Source organism: Mariniflexile sp. AS56 (assembly GCF_030552475.1).
Classification (GTDB): Bacteria; Bacteroidota; Bacteroidia; order Flavobacteriales; family Flavobacteriaceae; genus Mariniflexile.
In genome coordinates this window covers 275,609-298,063 of the sequence record NZ_JAUPED010000003.1, presented here as the reverse complement: position 1 = coordinate 298,063, position 22,455 = coordinate 275,609, and the positions used below count along the sequence as shown (strand labels likewise).

Genomic DNA, 22,455 nt, shown 5'->3' with positions numbered 1-22,455 from the left:
TTACAATTTAGAATGTCAGATTTACCCCTAAAGTTACCTGTTGTGATCTTGGTGTTTGATTCGTATCATAACCAAGTTTTTTCCAATCACTACTACTTCCTGTTTCTGGATCTGGACCAGAATATTTAGTAAAAGTTAACAAATCTGTTCCTGTAACAAACAGCGATGCGTTTGTAAAGTTAAGTTTTTGAATAAACGTTTTTGGTAAATCGTATTTAAGCGTTATAAACTTCATTCTTAAAAACGAAGCATCTTCAAGAAAACGATCGGAAGCCAATGTATTCACAGGGCTATTTAAAACAGCACTAGGAATATCTGTTACATCACCTTCAAATCTCCATCTACGTAAAACGGCTGTGTTTTGATTGTCATAACTATCCATACTCTCCGTTTCCATTCTAGCAAGGTTTATTACCTTTTGGTTATATCTAAAATTAAAGAATGCATTTAGAGACAAGTTTTTGTATCTAATTGTTGGACCAAAACCACCATATAATAAAGGGTTAGCGTTACCTAAGTAAACAACATCCAAACGGTCAATACTACCATCATTATTTACGTCTTCATACTTAGCCTCACCTGCTCTAAACTCTCTACTTTCGTTAAACACCATAGGTTTTGGTGTACCGTTTAAATCGTATATAATATCGCCATTTTCATCGCGTGCTACTAATTCATCCGTTGTGCTATATACACCTAAGTATCTGTAACCGTAGAATGAACCAATTGGGTTATTCTCTTGGATTCTTTTAAGGTAACCATTTGGACCTGTAGCAAAAGGATCTCCGTCCTCAACATCTTGCGCTTCAGAAATTTTTGTGATAAGGTTGGTATTACGTGCAATGTTGAAATTCATTTCCAATGAAAAATCATCGTTCTGAATTATTTTTGTTCTAACACTTAACTCAAAACCTTCGTTAGAAATATTTCCTAAATTAAGAAAAGGTAAGTTTGAAAAACCAGATGAAGAAGGAATTGCAGTGTTTTTACCTAATAAATCTTTAGTTTCTTTTTTGTAAAATTCTAAATCTCCACTTACACGGTTGTTAAAAAATGAATAGGTAAGTCCTAAGTTACTTTGAATGATAGTTTCCCATCTTAAATCAGTCAACTCCATGTTGTCTGGAAATACCGGACGCTCACCAAGATAATCGTAATTGTATGTAGAATAGGTGTTATACTGCCCGTAGTTAAAGTTAGGTGAGTTACCATTTACACCATAACTGGCTCTAAGACCTAATTCGTCTATAAAATCGTATTTTTCCAAAAATGGTTCATCAGAAAGAATCCATTTACCAGCAATACTAGGGAAAGTTCCATATCTATAACTACTACCAAATCTAGAATTTCCTTCAGAACGAATACCACCACTTAAAATATAGCGATCTAAAAATTGGTAGTTGAACATCAAGTTATACGCTATCGATCTGTTTTGTGAAAAACTAGAAGATAATCCGTTACCCGAACCTTCAATTCTTGTTTGAGCAATAGGCGTTTGTATTAAACTACTTGGAGAATTACTTGTTATTGCAGAATATCCTTGACTTGTTTTATCATAAGTTTGAATGGTTCCACTTGTAAAAACAGAATGGTCATCACCTAATTTAGGATTCCAAATAAGTTTATTTTCAGTACGCATTACAAAAAATTCACCATCTGCAAATCTTGCTTGGTTAGCACCAGAACTTGTCCATGCTGCTCCAAATGCCGATTCAGGAAGAAAGTTTGTTTCTTTATCTGAGTTTATATCGAAAGCGATATAAGATTGATAAGTTAACTGTCTTGTTGGCTTATAATTAATTCTAAAAGTTGGCGTAATTCTATTATTCTCAGTATTGGTGGTAGATAACTTTGCCATCGCTACTGGATTGTAATAAAATGACCCACTACCTTGAAACGCATTTAAAGGTGTAAAATACACATCCGTTGGGTTTCCAAACTCATCTAATTCATAAATAGATTGGTTTGGCATTTTAACTAATGCTAATGCTCTAATACCTCTATTATCTCCACTATCTCTTGAGTAAGATCTATCTAGAGAACCATGCGTATATGCCAATTCCGTAGAAATAGAAATTTTATTCGAAATGTTATAATCTAAAATAGTTCTAGTTGTAAAGGTTTTAAGTCCACTACCAATAGTAGTACCTTGTTGGTTTTTATAACTAGCAGAAACACGGTAAGCTGATTTTTCTCCACCACCAGAAACACCTAAAAAGTTTTCATGTGTGTAACCTAATTGCGTTATTTCATCAACCCAATTAACGTTCTTATTATAAAGATTGTAGTCCACGTAATTAGGATCATACTCTATTTGTGGACGACTTACTAAATCATTCACAGCAGTAAGTTCTTCTTTAATAAGGGTTGAATATTGATCTCCATTTAACATAGGCATTCCTTCTGGTTGCCATCCAACACTACCTCTATAACTATAAGAAAAGCGCGCTTTTCCTTTACTACCTCTTTTTGTTTTAATAAGTAATACTCCATTCGCTGCACGAGAACCATATTGAGCGGTTGCAGCAGCATCTTTTAATACTGAAATCTCTTCGATATCATTTGGTGAAACCCCAATTAAGGCAGCATATTGCTGCTCATCAGCAGAACCAAAATCGAAAAGCGCATCCACTTCTGTTTCAAATGGAATACCATTAATAACAATTAACGGCTCTGAAGAAGCGTTTAATGATGATGTTCCACGAATTCTGATGGACATTCCCGCACCAGGTTCTCCTGAACTCGCTACAATATCCACACCACTTAAACGTCCTTGTAATTGATCGACAAGACTTGTAGAAACGGTTTCACTAATATCTTTCATATCAATGGTTTCCATCGCTGTAGCTATACGGCGTTTATCCATTTCAAAATCACCTGTAAATACCTTTTTATTGGCACGTATCATGATAACTCCTAATTCTGAAATATCTTCTTTTAATTTAATATTTATTTCTCTTTGGCTACCTGGTACAATTTCCTTTGTTACAAATCCAACAAATGAGAATGTTAAGGTGTTTTCCGGATTGGTAACCTGAATGGAATAATTTCCATTGAAATCGGCAACTACACCTCTTACAATACGATTGTTTTTATCTTTTTCAGCAATTGTCGCTCCTGTTAACGGTTCATCCAATTCTGAGGTCACTGTACCTGTAATAATAACTCTAGACTGTGCAGACATGTTGTACATTGAGAACAATGCAAACACTATTATTAAGGCATATGAATATGACTTGTGTTTATCCTTCATACTTATCAAGCTTTTGTTGGTTTTCTAGTTTAAATAATTTTCAATTTCGTGAATGATTACCCTTTTGGACAATAGGTTTGTCACGGCTCCTGTTTCAGTTATAACTGCTCCAGTAGCTGGTTTTTTTATTGTTAAATTTGATGTTGCATGGTCGTTTTCGAATAAATACTCATCGTAAACTGGTACAAAATCTATAACTTTTCCAAAATACATAGACGGGTATGACCCTACTGTTGTACCATTTGTAGGAATAGCTTGTTGTATAAAATGCCTTTTAGCAAAATTTAAAAGATTTTGTTTTGCGATAGCTTGTTCTAAAGCTGATAAAGAACTTATAGTACTTGGCTCTACAATAACACCATCTGAAATAGCTTGGTTTACGGCAACATTATTTGGTGCCAACAACGTAAATGTTCTTTGTAAATTTAAGAAGCTTACCAACTTATCCGTTGAATTATTAGGTATTGCAACAAAACCAGCTGCAGCTTCCATCACTTCAATAAATTTCGAGAATGTTGCTGAATTATCTACTAAAGCACCATAGGTAAACCTTAAAGGTCTTTCTATAGGACGAGACATTTCATAAAAATTACCGTTATCAGTATTTCTAGTTGAAAGAACTAGTGAAGGATCGTTTAAATTACCACCACCAGATACTTTATTACCTTCAGAGGCATAAATAAATTCACCACTTTTTGTTGCATAATAGTTATTACTATTAAGATCTACAGACTTTTCTACTATTTGGTTAAGAACAATATCTTTTAAAGTTGTAGTTACATAACTTACATCAGCAGATGTAGGCCTGTCAATATCTATAGGGTAGTCTCTATTATTTGCAGCATTAGAATCGCCTGATACCGTAATTTGAATTACAGATAAATCTTCAGTCCAATCTTTTATTGTTATTATTCTTGAATCACTGTTAGGATCTGCAATATTTACGAATTGATCATTTTTAATTCCGAATACAGAGAATTGAGAACCCTTACTTTGCAACGCTACATCGATACCTAAATCTTGTACCGCTTTTAGCATAATTGTGTAATTAGGATCTAATAATAATGGTCCTAAAATTGTTGAAAAATTAGCATTGGTATACACTTTATCTACACCAACAAAAAATCCATTACTACAAAACTTTTGATCTACAACATCATCTAAACTGTAATCTACGGGTTGTAAACCTACATTTAAAGTTTGCCCTTGGTTACTAGGACAAAGTGTCCAAAAGTCTGTAAAGAAAAATGTACTAAGAAATTTACCAAGTACATCCAATGGCATATCATCATAAGAATCATAAAATTGACCAAGAATACTATCTCCTTGCAGGTATGCTTCCAAAGCATCGTTGGTAGGTACTACTAAACCTGTTCCGTTTGCTAATGTTCTATCCACATTATTAAGCAATCTTGGATACGCTTCATCGTAAGGGTTAAAAGGTAAATTATTAGATGTAATACCAGTTAAGAAACTCAAGTAATAAAGAGGTTCTGTTTCACCTGTTACTTCATTAAGCACATTACCTCTAAAGTTCATATATCCAAAACGTTCTAATAATTCTTTAAAACGTGTGTACTTTCCACCATATTCTTCCGAAGTAAGGTTTTGGTATTGCGTTTTTCTTGGCTCAATTACCTTATCTAAAGCATAAATTAATCCGTTCTCTGCTACAATATTAGTTTGTGACACATTGGCCTCAAAAACCTTCATACCATCTTGAGAAAATGTTTCGCCAGGGAACATAAATCCGTAATCAGCGATTTCAAAATTAGATTTTGCATCAAAATAAGATTGAAGAAAATATGTTGTAGGTTTTATTCTTCCATAACTTGGATCAACTCTATACACACCAGGAGGTGGCGTGTTAGCTGTTTCATAAAGTTTATAGTTTTCAGTGTTTATAGTCTCAATAGTATCTTTATACTGTGTATAACGCTTAAAATTACTACCCGCGTAAAAACCAGTATTATTTACACCATAAGTTAATGTGTTCGTATTCCATCCACTAATTATTATTGAATATTGAACAAGATGTAATAATCTATCAGATGGTATATCATCTACAGATGTATAACCTTCTGCTTGCATAAACTTTTCAAAAGCTTCATCTGTTGGAGCGAAAATAGTCCAAGACCCACCTTTTACCAAAGGAGCTTTATACTCAGTTTTATCAATACTTTGTAAATAATGATTAAAATTCCCCATGGATTCAAGCTGTGAATAAATAGTCCCAGCCAAATCTTTTGGTCGAGCAAATTCGAGAGGATCAGGCTTACAGCCAAAAGTTGATATAATTATAAATAACATAATTACACCTGTTCTTTTCGTTATATTTTTTAGCATATTTTAATGTAATTGAGATTAGTAAAAAATTTCATGTGATTAGTTCTTGTTTTAACAGTTAATATTTAGTTGAATTAAGGTTAACAGTAATTTAACATACAACGAATTGAAATGTTAATATTTGTTAACGCTAATTAAGAAAAAACATAGCTTACAATCAATAAATTATCGTTCTTATACAATAAATTATCGCCCTTTTTTAATGATTTAAACTAAACAAACCCACTATTTTAGGCACTTTAGCAATTATCAATGTATATTCCTACGGTTTTAAATTTCAAATTATTAATAACCAAACAGTAGATACTTTACTTCGAATATTATTTATACAATGGCTTTTGGAGCACATTAAATTAATCAATTTCAGGGATATCTCAAAGCATTAATTTTCAATTTTAACTGAAGGTATTATCAATACTTAATGGCCCATCTTGAATTTTCGATATGAATATTTGAATTAAATTGAAAAAGAATTGATTGAGCTATTATGATATCAGGATGAAGAAGTCAATCTTTTATAAAAAATAAGGCGGGTTAAAAACCCGCCTTATTGACTATTTAAATTCTATTTACTATGAATTCATTTAAACGAACTCCAATAACACATACCACAAGGCATCATTAAAGAGCTGCTATTGAACTTAAAAGTAAATTAGTAATATACCTCTAACACATCTGCATTATTAGATTTCAAGGTCACATTATTAAGTGCTGCAGGTAAAAACAACGTTTCACCTTTTGCGACTTTATACACTTTGCCATCAAAAACCAAATCTAAAGAACCTTCAACACAAATGTAAATTACAAATGAATCTAATTTTGAAAAATCCTTTTCAATGGTTCCTTTCACATTTACAATGTTGGTTTTGAAATATGGCGCGTGTACCAAGGTATTTGTACCATTTTCAGCTATAGAATAGTCGGTTTTATAATTACCTTCAAAACTATAATCTATCACGTCTACTGCTAAATCGGTATGCAACTCTCTTGTTTTTCCGGTTGTAGCATCTACGCGATCATAATCGTAAATTCTATAAGTGATATCCGATGTTTGTTGAATTTCAGCTAACATCACTCCTGCACCAATGGCATGAATTCTTCCAGTTGGTATGTAATAAGTATCACCTTTAGAAACGGTGTCGTTATTTAATACTTTTAAAATCTCGCCAGAATCTAACGCCTTAATATAAGACTCCTTATCAACTTCTTGGTTGAAACCAACAATCAATTCGGCATCCTTTTCTGCTTCCATAACATACCACATCTCATTTTTACCGAATGAATTGTGTCGTTGTTTAGCAATTTCGTTACTTGGGTGTACTTGAATAGATAACGGTGTTTTCGCGTCAATAAATTTAATTAGCAACGGAAACTCCTCACCAAATGTTTTATAAACATGGCCTCCCACAGCATCTTCTTTAAAATCCTTTATTAGATCTCTTAAAGACTTACCTGCTAAAGCACCTTCACTCACTAGAGTTTCATCACCTTTTACATCTGAAATCTCCCAAGACTCCCCGATATTCTCTTCGGTATAATTTTTATTTAATACCGTTTTTAACTTATTTCCGCCCCATATTCTATATTTATATAGGGGTGTAAATTTTATTGGATATAATGTCATGCGATTCGCTTGTTATTGTTGATTAAAAACAACTTCTAATGGGTTATTAATTTTAAGCCTAAATTCGTTTAGGTATTTCTCCCAAGACGCTTTTGTTGGATATTGCCCAGATTCTTTCCATGCGAAACCAGCATAATAAACCACCTTGTTGTCTGCCACTTTTAATTGTGCGTATAAGTTACTTCGGTCTGGTAATGGTGTTACGTAATACTCTGAAGCCACCATGTTTCCTTCTTTAGTAACAATAGCAGTTCCTAATTCTGAATCGCCATGTGGTTCCCAATAAGATACCCAACCTCTATCAACGTTTTCATTAATTTCACCATCATTTTCATGAAGTGTTAAACCTACCGATAAAACATCAGCACCCGTTGTATGAATTTCAAATCTTGACAAGTTGTTTCCATAATCCAACGAAATGTGTTTTTGTTCAGTGATGGTTTGTCCATCTGCATCCCAATCGGCATAATCTAAAACAAAACTCGTTCTAATAGGTCCAGAGGTAATCGTTTTCCAAGATGTAAAGTTTTTAGAAATGTAATACGTAGAATCTTTTTTTACTGCAGACCCACCTACACCTCTACTAGAACCCACATGGAAATTATCTAAGCCTTCGCCTGAATCTTTATGGTAAGCACCTGGGTTTTTATCATTTTTAGCGTACCATTTATTAATAATTGGATACTCTACTTTTTTTAACCAAGCATCAATTCCAGAAGACAAAGTACCTCCTGCAACCTCGTCCTCAATCATTTTTTGAGCCGTTGGTCCGTAAGTTCTAAAAGCGACTTTGTTGTTTTCCCATGCATAATCATCGGTACGTTCTGGAACAAACCTAGAAAAACAGTTCTGTTTAGACACCGGTTGTAAACTAGCGTCTACCACAACCAACTCATACTGTTTTTCAGAATTCGGTTCTAATTTAGGTTGAAACAACAAAACATCTGCTTCACCATCACCATCTTGATCTACAAATTGAGAAACAACAAGTATTTGTTTTAAAGCATCTCGAACCTCCAATGATTCAAAATCTTGATCTTCATTTAAATTTAAATCTGCTTTAAGTATTTCTACCGTTTCAAAAGCACGTGGTATATCCAAATTATTCTTTACAGTAATAACTGCATTTCCCTTCTCTTGTTTTCCACAACTAACAAGTGTGGCAACTGCTAAGGCACATAAATAAAATACGCTTTTTTTCATATTAATTTTCGTTTGAAGGTTTTCCTATCGTTGCTAAAATACCACCGTCCACATATACTACATGTCCGTTTACAAAATCACTAGCTTTAGAACTTAAAAAGATAGCTGCTCCTGCCAAATCGTTTGGATCTCCCCATTTAGCCGCAGGCGTTCTGTTGATAATAAAGTCGTTGAAAGGGTGTCCTTCAACACGAATAGGCTCTGTTTGCGAAGTTGCAAAATAACCAGGGCCAATTCCATTTACCTGAATGTTATGTTTCGCCCATTCTGTAGCCATGTTTTGTGTTAACATTTTAAGTCCGCCTTTAGCTGCTGCGTAAGCACCAACACTATTTCTACCTAATTCACTCATCATCGAGCAAATGTTAATCACCTTTCCTTGTTTTCTTTGCACCATGTTTTTAACAACGTGCTTAGAAACAATAAACGGACTCACTAAATCAATATCAATAACCTCTCTAAAATCGGCTACTTCCATTTCTAATAATGGTGTACGCTTAATGATACCTGCGTTATTGATTAAAATATCAATTGGTCCCACTTCAGCTTCAATTTTAGCTACGGCTTCTTTAACTTGCTCTTCATCAACCACATTAAACTTATACCCTACTGCTTTTATACCTTCTTTTTGGTAATCGGCAATAGCGGCATCAATCTTAGCTTGAGAAGAATTACCATTTACAATAATAGTAGCTCCTGCTAAACCTAAACCTCTGGCCATAGCCATTCCTAAACCATGAGTACTTCCGGTTACTAAGGCTACTTTTCCTTTTACATCAAATAAATTTGTGCTCATATCTTTTATCTTAAATCGGTTATTTTTGCAACATCCATGTCACCGTAATCTAAATTTTCTCCTGCCATACCCCAAATAAAGGTATAATTAGACGTTCCTGAACCCGAGTGAATAGACCATGGTGGAGAAATAACCGCTTGATCATTTTGCATCCAAATATGACGTGTTTCCTGTGGCTCACCCATAAAATGACAAACAGCTTGGTCTTGAGGAATATCTAAATAATAATAAATCTCCATTCTACGGTCATGAACGTGTGCTGGCATCGTATTCCAAACACTTCCTGTTTTTAATTCAGTCATTCCCATTTGTAATTGGCATGTGGTAACAATACCACCAATAATCATTTGGTTTACCGTACGGTGATTTGCTGTTTCTAAAGAACCTAATTCTAATTTATTAGCTTGCGCCTTACTCACTTTTTTTGTTGGAAAATTAGTATGTGCTGGTGCTGAATTAAAATAAAATTTAGCAGGGTTGTTCGCATCTTCACTCGCAAAAACAACTTCTTTGTTGCCCATACCTACGTAAAGCGCATCTTTTAAACCTAATTGGTGTACTGTACCATCTACTGTAACAGTTCCATTACCACCAACATTTATAATTCCCAATTCTCTACGCTCTAAAAAATAAGGTGCTTTTAAAGGGTCGATAGCTTCTAGTTTTAATGTTCCTGCTACTGGCACTGCAGATCCTGCAATATAGCGATCGTAGTGTGTATATGTTAGAATCACTTTATCAGCTTGCATTAAGTTATCAATTAAAAACTCATCGCGTAACTCTTTCGTATCGTACTTTTTTACCGCTTGTGGACTTGATGCATAACGGCTTTCATAAATTGTACTCATCTTCTATTGGTTTTATTTAATTAGTATAATATTTATTCTATTTGATTAAATGATTTGGAAAATCACTTACTTTTTCGCAACAAAGTTGCTCCATAACTTGTTGTAATTCTGCTTTTAGCAAAGAAATGGTATGGTCACCGCCTTGTTTACCCAAAGCACCAACACCGTACATAAAACTACGTCCCATAAAGGTGAATTCGGCACCACTGGCTAAACTTCTAGCAACATCAGGACCAGAGCGAATACCACTATCCATCATCACTGTTATTTGGTCGCCATATTTTTGGGCAATACTTTCTAAAGGTCTGATGGTCGATTCACCAGCATCTAACTGTCTACCACCATGATTAGAAACGATGATACCATCTAACCCTAAACGGATGGCTTCTTCGGCATCTTCATGAGACGCAACGCCTTTTATAACCAACTTACCTTTCCACATATCGCGAATTGGCTTTATTCTTTCCGCATTCAAACGTCCAGAAAAAGTTTGGTCCATAAATTTACCCAATTGTTTTAAATCTAAACCTTTAGGCATATAGGGTTTTAAAGTTTCAAAATTTGGCTGCCCGTATCTCAAGGTATTTAACGCCCAAGCAGGTTTTCCTAAAACTTGTAATACGTTTTGAATACTCATTTTGGGAGGCATCGCTAACCCATTTCTAATATCTCTAGGGCGAAAACCAAAAGTAGGAACATCGCACAAAATAACCAACACAGGGCATTCTGCAGCTTCTGCTCGTTTTATAATATCATCTCGTAATGAACTTTCGGCAGGATGGTATAGTTGAAACCAAGCTTTTCCTTCGGTTAATTCACTCACGCGTTCTATACTGCTCGTTGTTACGGTGCTTAATATAAATGGAATGTTATGCTGAAAAGCGGCTTTCGCCAAAATTTCTGGCGCATTAGGCCACATAAGTCCTTGTAAACCAACAGGTGCTATTCCAAAAGGCGCAGCATATTCGATACCGAATAAAGATGTTTTTAAACTAGACCCTTGGTGCGACCTTAAATAATTTGGTTTTAATTGTACTTCTCGTAACTCTGATGTATTTCGAATAAGATTAACATCTTCATTACAGCCTCCATCTAAATATTCAAAAGCAAAACGCGGCATCCGCTTTTGTGCTTTTATTTTAAGATCGTCTATAGATGGGTATTTTGTATTAAAAGTATGTGCCATTATTGTTGGTGATAATTTCTTTTATTCTAATTTGTGTTATAATTTAAAAATGCATTCCATAAGCTTCCATTTTTCTCCTGGTTTTGAATTTGGTAATGCTTTTTGATAGGACCACATGAGCGTTTCCCACTTTTGAACGGTTTCATTTTTAGAATCCATTTCGCCTTTTTTCTCTAAGGTAAAAGCATCTTCTGCCTCTACAATCATAAACAACCTGTCTTGAACTAAATAGATTTCAGCATCTATAACTCCAGAGGCTTTGATGCTCTCTAGAATTTCTGGCCATACGCTTTTATGATAACTAACGTATTCATCTATTAAATTTTGATCATTATGAAGATCGAGTGCAAAGCAATAACGTTTCATGAGTGGTTTGTTTTAAGATATGACAGTTTTTGGTGTTTCATGGTTTTTAAAAACAGTGTAACCATACCAAGCGATGTATAAAAAGCAGCAAAGTGGTAAAATGAATGAGAAATTAACCTCTGCAACACCCATTATTTGAGTGTCTGCAACACCATTTCCACCTAAATCGATAATCATTCCTTGTAAAAACGGCATTAAAGCCCCCCCCACAATGGCCATAACTAAGCCTGCAGACCCAACTTTAGATTCTTCTTCGGTTAAATCGCCTAATGCAATCCCGTAAATAGTAGGGAACATTAAAGACATGCAAAATGAAATACCAACTAAACTATATAAGCCAAACATGCCATCAATCCAGATGGTACCAACTACACATAATACAGCTAATAACGCGAAAGACATCAGGAGTTTTCCTGAACTAACAAAACGTAACATATAGGTACCTACAGCTCTACCAACAACAAATAACACGAAAGCTATTAATTGATAATAAAAGGCATCTTTTTCAAACTCTAATCCAAAAATACTGATGCTAGACACTTCAAAAGCATTTTTAAGCAACATCCCATTTACATAGTGGTAAATATAAGTCCAACACATAATTTGTGCACCTACATATAATATTTGAGCCACAACACCCAATACGTATTTATTGTTTTTAAATAAGGTTATGAAAGTATCTTTAATACTTGGCATCGCGCCTTCATCTTTAGATTGTGGCATTTTGCTCACCAAAAACAAGACAAACACACCAATAATGACCAAACCAAGCACCACGTAAGGATCGCGAATAACAGATAAATCTGCAATACGAATGGCATCTCTTGTTGAATCACTTAATGTAGAAAAATCGGCAATGTCATCCGACTGCAATTTTTCCTTCACTGAAAATTTGGCGATTAACAAACCAGCTACTAAACCCAATGGGTTTACAGCCTGTGCTAAGTTTAAACGTTGTGTTGCTGTTTCTTTAGCACCCAAAGCCAATGCATAAGGGTTTGCCGCTGTTTCTAAAAAGGCTAACCCAAAAGTTAATACATATAGCCCTAAACAGAAAAACAAAAAGCTTTCTGCCTGTGCTGCCGGATAAAATAAAAGGGCACCTGTTGCATATAAAGCCAACCCAATTAGGATACCTACTTTATAAGAGTATTTACGCATAAAAAGTGCTGCTGGCAGAGCCATACAAAAATACCCGCCATAAAATGCCATTTGCACCATAGATGCTTGGGTATTGGAAAGCTCTAATATTTTTTGAAATGCGCCCACCATAGGGTCGGTTACCGCGTTTGCAAATCCCCATAAAGCAAACAAAGAGGTTACTAAAATGAAAGGTAATAACACTTGTTTTGAAACAACTGGAGATTTATGAATGTTATCCATGTATAATTAGTTTAAGGGTGAGTTTAATTGAATTTATTCGATTGATCTATCTAAATGTGTATAACCACCATCTACATACAACAACTGTCCCGTAGTATGGCTCGACTTACTTGATAATAGAAAGGCCACGGTATCACCAATTTCTTCGGCAGTTGTCATTCTTTTTTCTAAAGGAATGTGTTTTGTTATGGCTGCTAATTTTTCTTCTTTATTAGGAAAAGTACTAATCCATTTTTCATATAAAGGCGTATAACATTCAGCTACAACTAATGCGTTTACACGAATGCTGTAAGGTAAAAGTTCTACCGCCCATTCTCTGGTTAAAGCATTACGCCCTCCATTTGAAGCTGCATAGCCTGAAGTACCTCCTTGACCGGTATCAGCCGTTTTAGAACCTATATTTACAATAGCACCTTTACTTTTCTTAAGTTCTGGTAATGCATAATGTGCCATTAAATAATAATGCACCAAGTTGCGTTTTATTGAAGACATGAAACCTTCATAATCACCACTTTCTAAACCAACACCATCATTTACACCAGCATTATTTACAAGCCCATCAATACGCCCGTATTTTGAAACCACTTCTGCCACAGCACTTTTACATTGCTCTGGATCTGTTAATTCAGCAAGTGCATAAAACACATCGTGTCCTTGCTCTTTAAATGTTTCTAAAACCTCTACAACACTTTCTTTATTTCTAGTAACAATTACAGGAATCGCGTTTTCCCTTAATAAAGACTCAACGATACCTAAACCAATACCCTTAGAGCCTCCTGTTACTATAATTACTTTATTTTCTAATTGTAAATTCATTTGAATACTTATTATCTTTTTATGTTATAGATTCTTATTGCATTTTCTCCCATCACCTTGTCTTGGTCTTCTTTAGAAAAATCAATAAAATATTTTTTTACTATCTGCATTACTTCTTGGTATTCACCGGCTAATAAACACACAGGCCAATCGGAACCAAAAAGCAATCTATCAACGCCAAACGCTTCAACAACACCATCCATAAACGGCTTGAACATCGCTTCGTTCCACTCAAAATTCTCAGTTTCGGTTACTAAACCAGAAATTTTACAAGATACATTTGGGAAACTTGCTAATGTTTGAATATTTTTCAACCAAGCAGCATCTATGGCCTCAGACATTTTTGGTTTCGCAATATGATTTAATACAAATTGTTGCTTCGGAAATTTTCGCACCAATTTGATGGTATTTTCTAAATGATGTGGAAATACCAAAACATCGTAAACAAGACCAAATTGTTCTAATTTACTAATACCATTTTGAAAATCGGCTCGTAAAACAAAGGTCTCACTTTCCGCTTGTACAATATGGCGTACACCTTTAAAAAGTTTATTTTTTGAAAAATGTGCCAGTTGTGTTTCCACAGAATCTGCACATAAATCTACCCATCCTACAACCGCTTTCACAAACGGGTTTTCTTCGGCACATTGCAATAAGAATGCGGTTTCAGTTTCCGATTGATCTGCTTGTACAGCAATACAACCATCTACCCCATTCGCATCCAAAACGGGTTTTAAATCTTCAGGCAGAAAATCTCTTCTTATAATAGCCATAGAATCATCAATCCAGCTATCTCTAACTGGATTGAAATTCCAAAAATGCTGATGGGCATCAATTGTCATGCTTAAGCCTTGTAATTTTTACAAACTTGTTTAGATGTTCCTAAACCTTCAATTCCTAATTCCATAACATCGCCTTCTTTTAAATATACTGGTGGTTTTAAACCTAAACCAACACCAAAAGGAGTTCCTGTTGAAATGATATCACCAGGTAATAAAGTCATAAACTGACTGATGTGACTCACTACGTGTTGTACGTTAAAAATAAAATCGGACGTACTGCTATTTTGCATCATTTCCCCATTTACTTTTAACCATAAGTTTAAGTTATTCGGATCTTTAATTTCTTCTTTAGTGGCAATAAAAGGACCTACAGGTGCGAATGTATCACAACCTTTACCTTTACACCATTGTCCTGAACGCTCAATTTGAAAAGCGCGTTCACTTACATCATTATGCAATACATAACCTGCGATATGATCGAAAGCATCGGCTTCTTCAACATAAGACGCTTTTTTACCAATTACAATTGCTAATTCAACTTCCCAATCTGATTTTGTACTTCCTTTAGGAAGAATAACAGTATCATTTGGTCCTACTAAAGCAGTTGTTGATTTAAAAAACAATACAGGCTCTTTTGGCACCTCCATTCCAGCTTCAGCCGCATGTTGTGCATAGTTCAACCCAACACACACAATTTTAGATGGTCGTGTTAATGGCACTCCTAAACGCGTCCCTTCAGCAATTGCAGGACAACTCTCTTGGTTTTCTTTTAACCAATCAGCTAGTTTTTCGATCCCATTATTTCCGAAGAATTCTTCATTATAATCCGTTCCAAAACCAGATACATCTATTTTAGCTCCATTTTCTAACTGCACTCCTGGTTTCTCGTTTCCTTCAGCGCCAAATCGTATTAATTTCATCTGTTTATTTTTATTGTTTTTTAATTATCAGATGTTACACCCCTATAAACACCTTACTCTGCAGACGGCATTTTAGTTGTGGTTGTTTCATCTGTTTAAATATTTAATTGTAATATTATTTTTAGTTTCCGTTTAGTGTTACAAAGCCACCATCGATTGCGTAATTAGACCCTGTGATAAAACCTGCTTCATCTGAACATAAATACAATGCTAAATCTGCCATTTCTTGTGGTTTCCCCATACGGCCAATTGGCTGAGTTTTTGATAGTTTCTCAAACATTTCCTCTTCCTGTCCTGGGTAGTTTTGCTTAATAAACCCATCTACAAAAGGTGTATGTACACGTCCTGGTGAAATACAGTTACAGCGAATTCCGTCTGCAATATAATCTTTTGCGATGGAATATGTAATGGTTAAAACCGCTCCTTTTGTCATAGAATATGCAAATCGATTGTTAATACCAACCGATGATGCAATAGACGCTAGGTTTAAAATAACCCCTCCTTTAGTTTTTAAAGCTGGCAAACAGGCTTTAATACAATTATATACACCTTTAATATTTACATTATATAAGCGATCTAAATCTGCTTCTTCCACAGCTTCAATATTACCAATATGTGCAATTCCTGCATTATTAATTAATATATCTATTGAACCATTATTCGTAATGCTCGCTACAATACTATTCACATTGGTTTGATTTGCAATATCACATTTATGTGCTTCTGCAGCTTCACCGAATGCCTCAATTTCTGCAACCGTTTCTTGTGCTGCTTCTAAATTAAAATCTAAGATATGTACTTTAGCACCTTGCTTTGCAAATGTTAAAGAAATAGCTTTACCAATACCACTACCACCACCTGTTACAAGTGCTACTTTATTTTTTAAACTGAATTTTGTCATGTCTAGTCAATTATTTTTATGAAATTATTTTTACAAAGACATGCCTCGTTTCCAAGGAATAAAATCGTCTTGTCGTAACTGTCTTGCTTTTGTTTGTTTACCACTGGCAACTTCAATAATGTAGTCTAATAAATCTTCACCAGTAGTTTCTATAGTTGCTGAACCTTCTATAATCGCACCGGTATTAAAGTCGATAATATCAGGCATTTTTTCGAACAATTTGGTATTCGAAGATACTTTTACTACAGGCGTTATTGGGTTTCCTGTTGGAGTTCCTAAACCTGTTGTAAACAAAATGATATTACAACCAGAACCGGCCAAACCTGTTGTAGATTCTACATCGTTTCCAGGGGTACATAATAAGTTTAAACCACTTTTTGTAACCTGTTCTGTGTAATCTAGCACATCTTCAATTGGTGACGTACCTCCTTTTTTAGCGGCTCCTGCCGATTTGATAGCGTCTGTAATTAAACCATCTTTTATGTTTCCTGGTGATGGATTCATTGAAAAGGCTGCACCTAAAGCTTCTGCTTTTGAATTATACGTTGACATAATATGAGAAAACTTCGTTGCTTTCTCTGGGCTTGTACATCTATTGATAAGCTCCTGCTCTACACCGTTAAGCTCTGGAAATTCTGACAATACCGTTGCTCCACCTAAACCAACAATTAAATCGGATACATAGCCTAATGTTGGGTTGGCTGAAATTCCTGAAAATCCATCTGAACCTCCACACTCCAAGCCTATTACTAATTTTGATAAAGGCGCTGGTTGACGCTCCATTTTATTGGCTTCTATTAAACCAACAAAACTTTTCTTCACCGCTTCTGCCAATAATTCTTTTTCTGAAACACTTTGTTGTTGTTCTAAAACATACACGGGTTTCTGGTTATCTGCTGCCATTCTAGACAAAGCATCTTGAAGAATACTTGCCTGTGCATGTTGGCAACCTAAACTTAGCACGGTAGCACCTGCAACGTTCGGGTTGTTTATATAACCTGCAAGCAAATTACATAGGGTTATAGCATCTGAAGTTGCGCCTCCACAACCACCGTCGTGCGTTAAGAATTTTATCCCATCTACATTGGGGAATAACGGGTTTTTAGATTGGTCTTCACCATCCGTTAAAATATTTTTTTCTAAAATAGCATCTGTAGAAACGCCTGCTTTATAATCATTAATTAAAGCATCGACATCTAAACCTAAATGTTGTTTCTTCCCATAACCCAGTTTTTCAACCAAAGCTTGTTTTAAAACTTCAACATTTCTATTCTGGCAAAATACTAAAGGTATAATTAACCAGTTATTTTCTGTCCCTACTTTTCCGTCTGCACGGTGGTAGCCTTTAAAGGTTTTATTTATAAATTTAGAGACATCTGGCGCTTGCCAAACTTCCTGTTCATTACTATCTTGAACTGCGTAATGCTCTGTGTCATGAATTAAGTTGGTCGTGCTTATAAGATCGCCTTTTGCAATGGCTTTTTTGGCTTTACCAACCAAAACTCCGTACATATAAACGGAATCGCCCGTTGCCAAATCTTCTGTCACAAACTTATGTTTGGCAGCAATGTTGTTCTGAACTGTATACACGTTATCTTCAAAAGTAATTGTAGCTCCTTTTTCCAAATCGGTTAAGGCTACAAGCACATTATCTTTTGCATGTATTTTTAGTACACTCTTTTGATCTTTCATTTAAACTAAAATATTATAAAATTGATAACACAAAAATACTATTGAAAACACGCAATGTCTTCTAAATCTCGTGCCATTACTAATACTATTTTTGCCCAAACAGGACAAACCACCTCCGTTAGGACGGGTTTCATCATTACTATTTCAATTTATAGACCTTAAAATTGTCTGCCGTCATGTGATTTTTTACAGTTCTAAATCCGAAATAACCAGACGTATATGGGTTCGCATCTTCCAATTCAGCAAACAATATATTATCTCTAAAGTACTGAATAGTGCCTTGATGTGCCACAATTTTAATGTGATAGACTTTATTTGGTTCCAGCATGAATTTAGCATCGCTTAAATCGTGTTGCGGAAGTAAAGGACGTTCTCCATTACCAACATACCTTCTAAAGCGTGTGGTACCATTATCGTTACCACCAACACCCATATAATAAAGTTTCAAAGAATCATAATTCGAAAATTTACCACCACGTTTCTCTGAGTTTGCAAACAAATTGTTTGGGTTTTCAGGATCGTTAGCCATCCAAAAACAATTTAAATCGGATACCCGATCGTTTGGCCCCCCATTTTTAATCATAAAGACATCGTACTCTATCATGATAGAGCCTTCAAACTTTTCTTTTAACCAAACCGTACAGCCCGAAACATCGTCAATTTCTAATTTGCTGTTTTTAACTTCTACAGTTCCCTTTGGCATTTGTTCTACTTGCCAGTTCTCTAAACCTTTATCAAAATTTTCTTGAAAAATTAATTGGGCATGCAGTGTATCGCCCTTAACCATGACCGTATTTTTATTACTTGAACAAGCACTTATAAGAACGAATAAAAGAGCTGCCATAGACATAGCACCTCCTTTTATTTTATTTTGAAATAATCTGAAATTTATAACTCTCATTAATTTACTTGTTTAATTAAAACCACACTCCAAGGTGTTAGGTCTTGATTTATAGTTAGTACGCCATTTTTATCTGCTTTTACATAATTTGTTTTCATGGTATTCGCGTACGCTTTCATTACTTTAATTTCTTCTCGTGTTGGCGGTTCTGGTTTCCCCATCGCTTCCCAGAAATTATGAATATTACCATGGTCTTTATCCAAAATTTCAATTACAAAATTGCTTCCAGCCTTTAGTCCTTTTAATGTGAAATTAAGATTTTTAGCAGTACCCGTTTCGCGTTTATCTGAACCTGAAGGCACCGCATTTTCATATTCTTTTGGATAATTATAAGCTAATGCTGAAATCGTATTCGTTTTTGAGTTTTTACTAACAAATAAAAATTCGTCCTTATACAGTTTTTGGTCACCTAACTGATGAAGCATTCTGTAGGCATGATACGAAGGTTTTACCAAACCTTGAAAATTAATCATCCCGAAACCACCATGAAAGATGCTTGCTGCTCCGCCTTTTTCCTCAAAAATATCAGTAAACGTCCAAAACGCTAACGAATTGGTTAAGCCAATACAATCTAAATTTGTTTTTACAATATAGGCCGCAGCAGGTAAACGGTCGTGCATCTCATCACGACTACTCGGGCTTGTATTCCATTCGGTTAAGTGAATTTCTGCTTCTGGGTACGCACTCTTTTTTATGGTTTTATTCAACCACTCCAAATCTAATTTCGTAGACCTTGCAAAACGCGTTAAGCCTTTACCTTTTCCTGTTTCTGGGTTGAAAGCATAATCAGTTGGATACGGGTGTGTTGTAACAAAATCTACCGGAAGTTTTTCTTTAGCACAATACTTTAAAAAATCTTCAATCCATACGCCATGCCACTCTAAACTATTAATATCCTCTGTATTGAAAACGGCATCAGACGCTTTTTCATCTGTTGTCTCTCCATCAAAACGTGTATCTGGCACAAAATTACTGGTTGATGGTCCTCCTACTTTCAACCTCTTATCAACAGATTTTACTGCTATGGCTGATTGCTTGTATAATTCGAAATACTGAGATTTGGTTCCATCCCAAAACAATGGGTATAAATTCGGCTCGTTCCACACTTCAAAATACCAAGTCAAGACTTCCTCCATTCCATAGCGATCTACACAATGTTGAGTGAAGGCTTTTACCAAATCATGCCATTTTTCAAAAGAATCTTCTGCTGGTGTAATATTTGCTTTCCACCAAAAAACGGTTTTAGAATTTTCCGCAGCCATACTTGTTGGTAAAAAGGCTAATTCTACAAAGGGTTTCACATTTAAATCTAACATTCTATCGAACAAATCATCAATATATTGCCAGTTATAAATGGTTTTCCCGCGTTCTATAATCACAGGAAACATATCGTCGTGAAACAAACCATGAAAACGCACATATTCAAATCCGCAATTTTCTTGTACTTGCTCCAACTGCTCTAACCAACCAGCACGCAAACCTTCATTCGCACGACCTGCACCCACCATTTTACTCCAAAAATGATCGAATTTTTCGCTTTGTCCGTTGGCATCAATCTGTATTGTTTTTTGAGCCTGCATTTGGATACAACCTAATACTGTTAGGCTTAAAACTAAAAGCGTTTTTTTTATGGTATTTACTTTATTTTTTTTCATTTAATATATTGAAACTATTAGTACTTATTTTACAGTGATACGACGTCCTAATCTTCTGTTGAAAACACGGCTGCTGGCAAACCTTCCTTATTATATAAATTGGCACCATCTGGCGTTCCAGACCAAGCATAACGTACTTGAGCAGGGTTTGGAACAGATGCATTCCAAACTTCAATTTTATTTTTAGATACTATTTTTGCTACTGCTTGTTTCCAGATACCATCACTACCTACAATTTCAAATGTTTTTAAAGGCTCACCAACCCTAACAGCATCATTAAGTAAATGCTTATGCGCCGTAATTAAGCCAGAACCAGCCTCGGTAAATTCTATTTCCAATTTACCAGCTTTCACTTTGTGACTTTTGTATAATGGACCACTAACGGCTTTTACTTTTATGTTATAATCTTTCTCTAATGCCCAAAAAGCGAAACGTTTACCTGCATCCATTTTATTATGCGGGTGTATATCGCTTGCTTCCCCAATATCATATAAAACAGCCATACCGGTGTTTGGTAGTTTTAGCGTTTTTCTAAGTTCATTATTAACAGTTGCCCAACCTTTATCCGCTTCATCATCACCTCTTTTACAAGCTGCTAATTGGGTGAAATAGAATGAAAAATCACCTTGATTCCAGTCGGCTCTCCAACCATTTATCATGGCTGTAAAATGGTCTTCATAATCATTAGCCAAATACATAGCATTACTTTCCCCTTGATACCAAATAGCCCCTTTAATAGCATAAGGAATAACGGCATTTAACATCCCATTATACAATGTTGCAGGAAGTTGCATATTATCTTTTGGGTGTGTAGCTGGTTTTGGTTTACGACCTTTCTCACCCTTTTCTTTCCAATTCGCCAAGGCTCGTTCATAATCTGCATCTACATAGCCTTCAGCATCCATAATTTCTATGGTTTCTTTTATTTCCTTTCTGCTCGCTTCAAAATATGCTTTCATATTTTCGTCGGCTAAATAAGACGCTTCAGAAATCCAAGGTTCTACACGCGTACCGCCCCAAGAACATTCTACCAAACCAATTGGCACCTTTAATTGCTTGCGTAATTCTTTGGCAAAAAAGTAACCTGTTGCTGTGATTTTTTTTAGGTCTTCGCCTTTCGCGCTAATCCACTGCCCTTTAAATTTTGATTGTTTTTCGTATAACGATGTATTTTGAAGGACTTCGATATGACGAAGTTGATCATCGTTTGCAGAAGCCACCTCGGTTCGTAAATATTCTACCAAAGGTTGATATTGTGGTTCTCTAGAATCTTTCAAAAATTTCTCTAAAGCAAAATCCATATTAGACTGCCCAGTGCATAACCAAACTTCACCTGAAAGCACATCGTCTATTATAATTTTATTTTTCCCAGTAATGGTGATATTATATGGGCCACCAGCTTTAGGTGTTTTTAATTTAAGTGTCCAAGTTCCATCGGCTCCCGTAATAACCGTTGCACTTTTACCCCAGCTACCTACTACCTCAACCTTCTCATTAGGATCTGCCCAACCCCAAACAGGAATTTCGGTTTCTCGTTGAATCACCATGTGGTCTGAAAACAAAGCATTCACCGACACATTGGCAAGAGTTGTAAGTGGTAAAATAAATATTAAAACAGTAAAAATTTTAAAATACAAGCGCATATATTTAGTAGTTTTAGTATCCTATTAGGGAAAAACAGAAATTTTATGCAAGTTGGTGAAAATAGAAATCACAGAGTATAAATGATAGCCCATAAACTATAAATAATGATTCATAAGCAGAGTAATTACAGCAAAGCAGC

17 protein-coding genes are annotated in these 22,455 nt (G+C 35.2%); all 17 read right to left on the bottom strand.

Features of this window, described 5'->3' with window-relative positions:
* Nucleotides 1–7: 7 nt before the first annotated feature.
* The 17 genes from Q5N74_RS05550 to Q5N74_RS05470 all read right to left on the bottom strand — a co-directional run bounded on the left by Q5N74_RS05550 (nucleotide 8) and on the right by Q5N74_RS05470 (nucleotide 22,309).
* Complete coding sequence (locus Q5N74_RS05550) at nucleotides 8–3,253, bottom strand: SusC/RagA family TonB-linked outer membrane protein (RefSeq protein WP_304387742.1); 3,246 nt, start codon at nucleotides 3,251–3,253, stop codon at nucleotides 8–10.
* Nucleotides 3,254–3,277: 24 nt separating this feature from the next.
* Nucleotides 3,278–5,599, bottom strand: coding sequence for a fasciclin domain-containing protein (locus tag Q5N74_RS05545; RefSeq protein ID WP_304387741.1), 2,322 nt, complete (start codon nucleotides 5,597–5,599; stop codon nucleotides 3,278–3,280).
* A gap of 652 nt (nucleotides 5,600–6,251) precedes the next feature.
* The gene (locus Q5N74_RS05540; RefSeq protein ID WP_304387740.1) at nucleotides 6,252–7,223 is read right to left on the bottom strand and encodes a type I phosphomannose isomerase catalytic subunit; all 972 of its coding nucleotides are present in this window, start codon (nucleotides 7,221–7,223) and stop codon (nucleotides 6,252–6,254) included.
* 12 nt (nucleotides 7,224–7,235) lie between these two features.
* A complete protein-coding gene (locus Q5N74_RS05535) occupies nucleotides 7,236–8,426 on the bottom strand; it encodes a DUF4861 domain-containing protein (RefSeq protein WP_304387739.1) in 1,191 nt (396 codons plus the stop codon).
* Between the two features lies 1 nt (nucleotide 8,427).
* A complete protein-coding gene (locus tag Q5N74_RS05530) occupies nucleotides 8,428–9,222 on the bottom strand; it encodes a gluconate 5-dehydrogenase (RefSeq protein WP_304387738.1) in 795 nt (264 codons plus the stop codon).
* Between the two features lie 5 nt (nucleotides 9,223–9,227).
* Nucleotides 9,228–10,070, bottom strand: coding sequence for a 5-dehydro-4-deoxy-D-glucuronate isomerase (kduI, locus tag Q5N74_RS05525; protein ID WP_304387737.1), 843 nt, complete (start codon nucleotides 10,068–10,070; stop codon nucleotides 9,228–9,230).
* A 37-nt stretch (nucleotides 10,071–10,107) separates the two neighbouring features.
* Nucleotides 10,108–11,256 carry an alpha-hydroxy acid oxidase gene (locus Q5N74_RS05520; protein WP_304387736.1) on the bottom strand — a complete coding sequence of 383 codons (1,149 nt, stop codon included), beginning with the start codon at nucleotides 11,254–11,256 and terminating at the stop codon, nucleotides 10,108–10,110.
* A 36-nt stretch (nucleotides 11,257–11,292) separates the two neighbouring features.
* Nucleotides 11,293–11,622, bottom strand: coding sequence for an L-rhamnose mutarotase (locus tag Q5N74_RS05515; protein WP_304387735.1), 330 nt, complete (start codon nucleotides 11,620–11,622; stop codon nucleotides 11,293–11,295).
* Between the two features lie 12 nt (nucleotides 11,623–11,634).
* Entirely contained in the window at nucleotides 11,635–13,005 is a 1,371-nt protein-coding gene (fucP, locus tag Q5N74_RS05510) for an L-fucose:H+ symporter permease (protein ID WP_304387734.1), read from the bottom strand.
* A 33-nt stretch (nucleotides 13,006–13,038) separates the two neighbouring features.
* Nucleotides 13,039–13,821, bottom strand: coding sequence for an SDR family oxidoreductase (locus Q5N74_RS05505; protein ID WP_304387733.1), 783 nt, complete (start codon nucleotides 13,819–13,821; stop codon nucleotides 13,039–13,041).
* A gap of 11 nt (nucleotides 13,822–13,832) precedes the next feature.
* Nucleotides 13,833–14,663, bottom strand: a complete 831-nt coding sequence (locus Q5N74_RS05500) for an amidohydrolase (RefSeq protein WP_304387732.1) — start codon at nucleotides 14,661–14,663, stop codon at nucleotides 13,833–13,835.
* A gap of 2 nt (nucleotides 14,664–14,665) precedes the next feature.
* Nucleotides 14,666–15,523, bottom strand: coding sequence for a fumarylacetoacetate hydrolase family protein (locus tag Q5N74_RS05495; RefSeq protein WP_304387731.1), 858 nt, complete (start codon nucleotides 15,521–15,523; stop codon nucleotides 14,666–14,668).
* 121 nt (nucleotides 15,524–15,644) lie between these two features.
* Nucleotides 15,645–16,424 carry an SDR family NAD(P)-dependent oxidoreductase gene (locus Q5N74_RS05490; RefSeq protein ID WP_304387730.1) on the bottom strand — a complete coding sequence of 260 codons (780 nt, stop codon included), beginning with the start codon at nucleotides 16,422–16,424 and terminating at the stop codon, nucleotides 15,645–15,647.
* 30 nt (nucleotides 16,425–16,454) lie between these two features.
* A complete protein-coding gene (locus tag Q5N74_RS05485) occupies nucleotides 16,455–18,116 on the bottom strand; it encodes a UxaA family hydrolase (protein WP_304387729.1) in 1,662 nt (553 codons plus the stop codon).
* Between the two features lie 139 nt (nucleotides 18,117–18,255).
* Nucleotides 18,256–19,017 carry a DUF6250 domain-containing protein gene (locus Q5N74_RS05480; protein WP_304387728.1) on the bottom strand — a complete coding sequence of 254 codons (762 nt, stop codon included), beginning with the start codon at nucleotides 19,015–19,017 and terminating at the stop codon, nucleotides 18,256–18,258.
* Nucleotides 19,017–20,672 (bottom strand): hypothetical protein, encoded by a 1,656-nt coding sequence (locus tag Q5N74_RS05475; RefSeq protein ID WP_304387727.1) that lies wholly within the window; start codon nucleotides 20,670–20,672, stop codon nucleotides 19,017–19,019. The genes Q5N74_RS05480 and Q5N74_RS05475 overlap by 1 nt, the downstream gene beginning before the upstream one ends.
* A 47-nt stretch (nucleotides 20,673–20,719) precedes the next feature.
* Nucleotides 20,720–22,309: a sialate O-acetylesterase gene (locus tag Q5N74_RS05470; RefSeq protein WP_304387726.1), complete on the bottom strand. Its 1,590-nt coding sequence runs from the start codon at nucleotides 22,307–22,309 to the stop codon at nucleotides 20,720–20,722.
* Nucleotides 22,310–22,455: the final 146 nt, after the last annotated feature.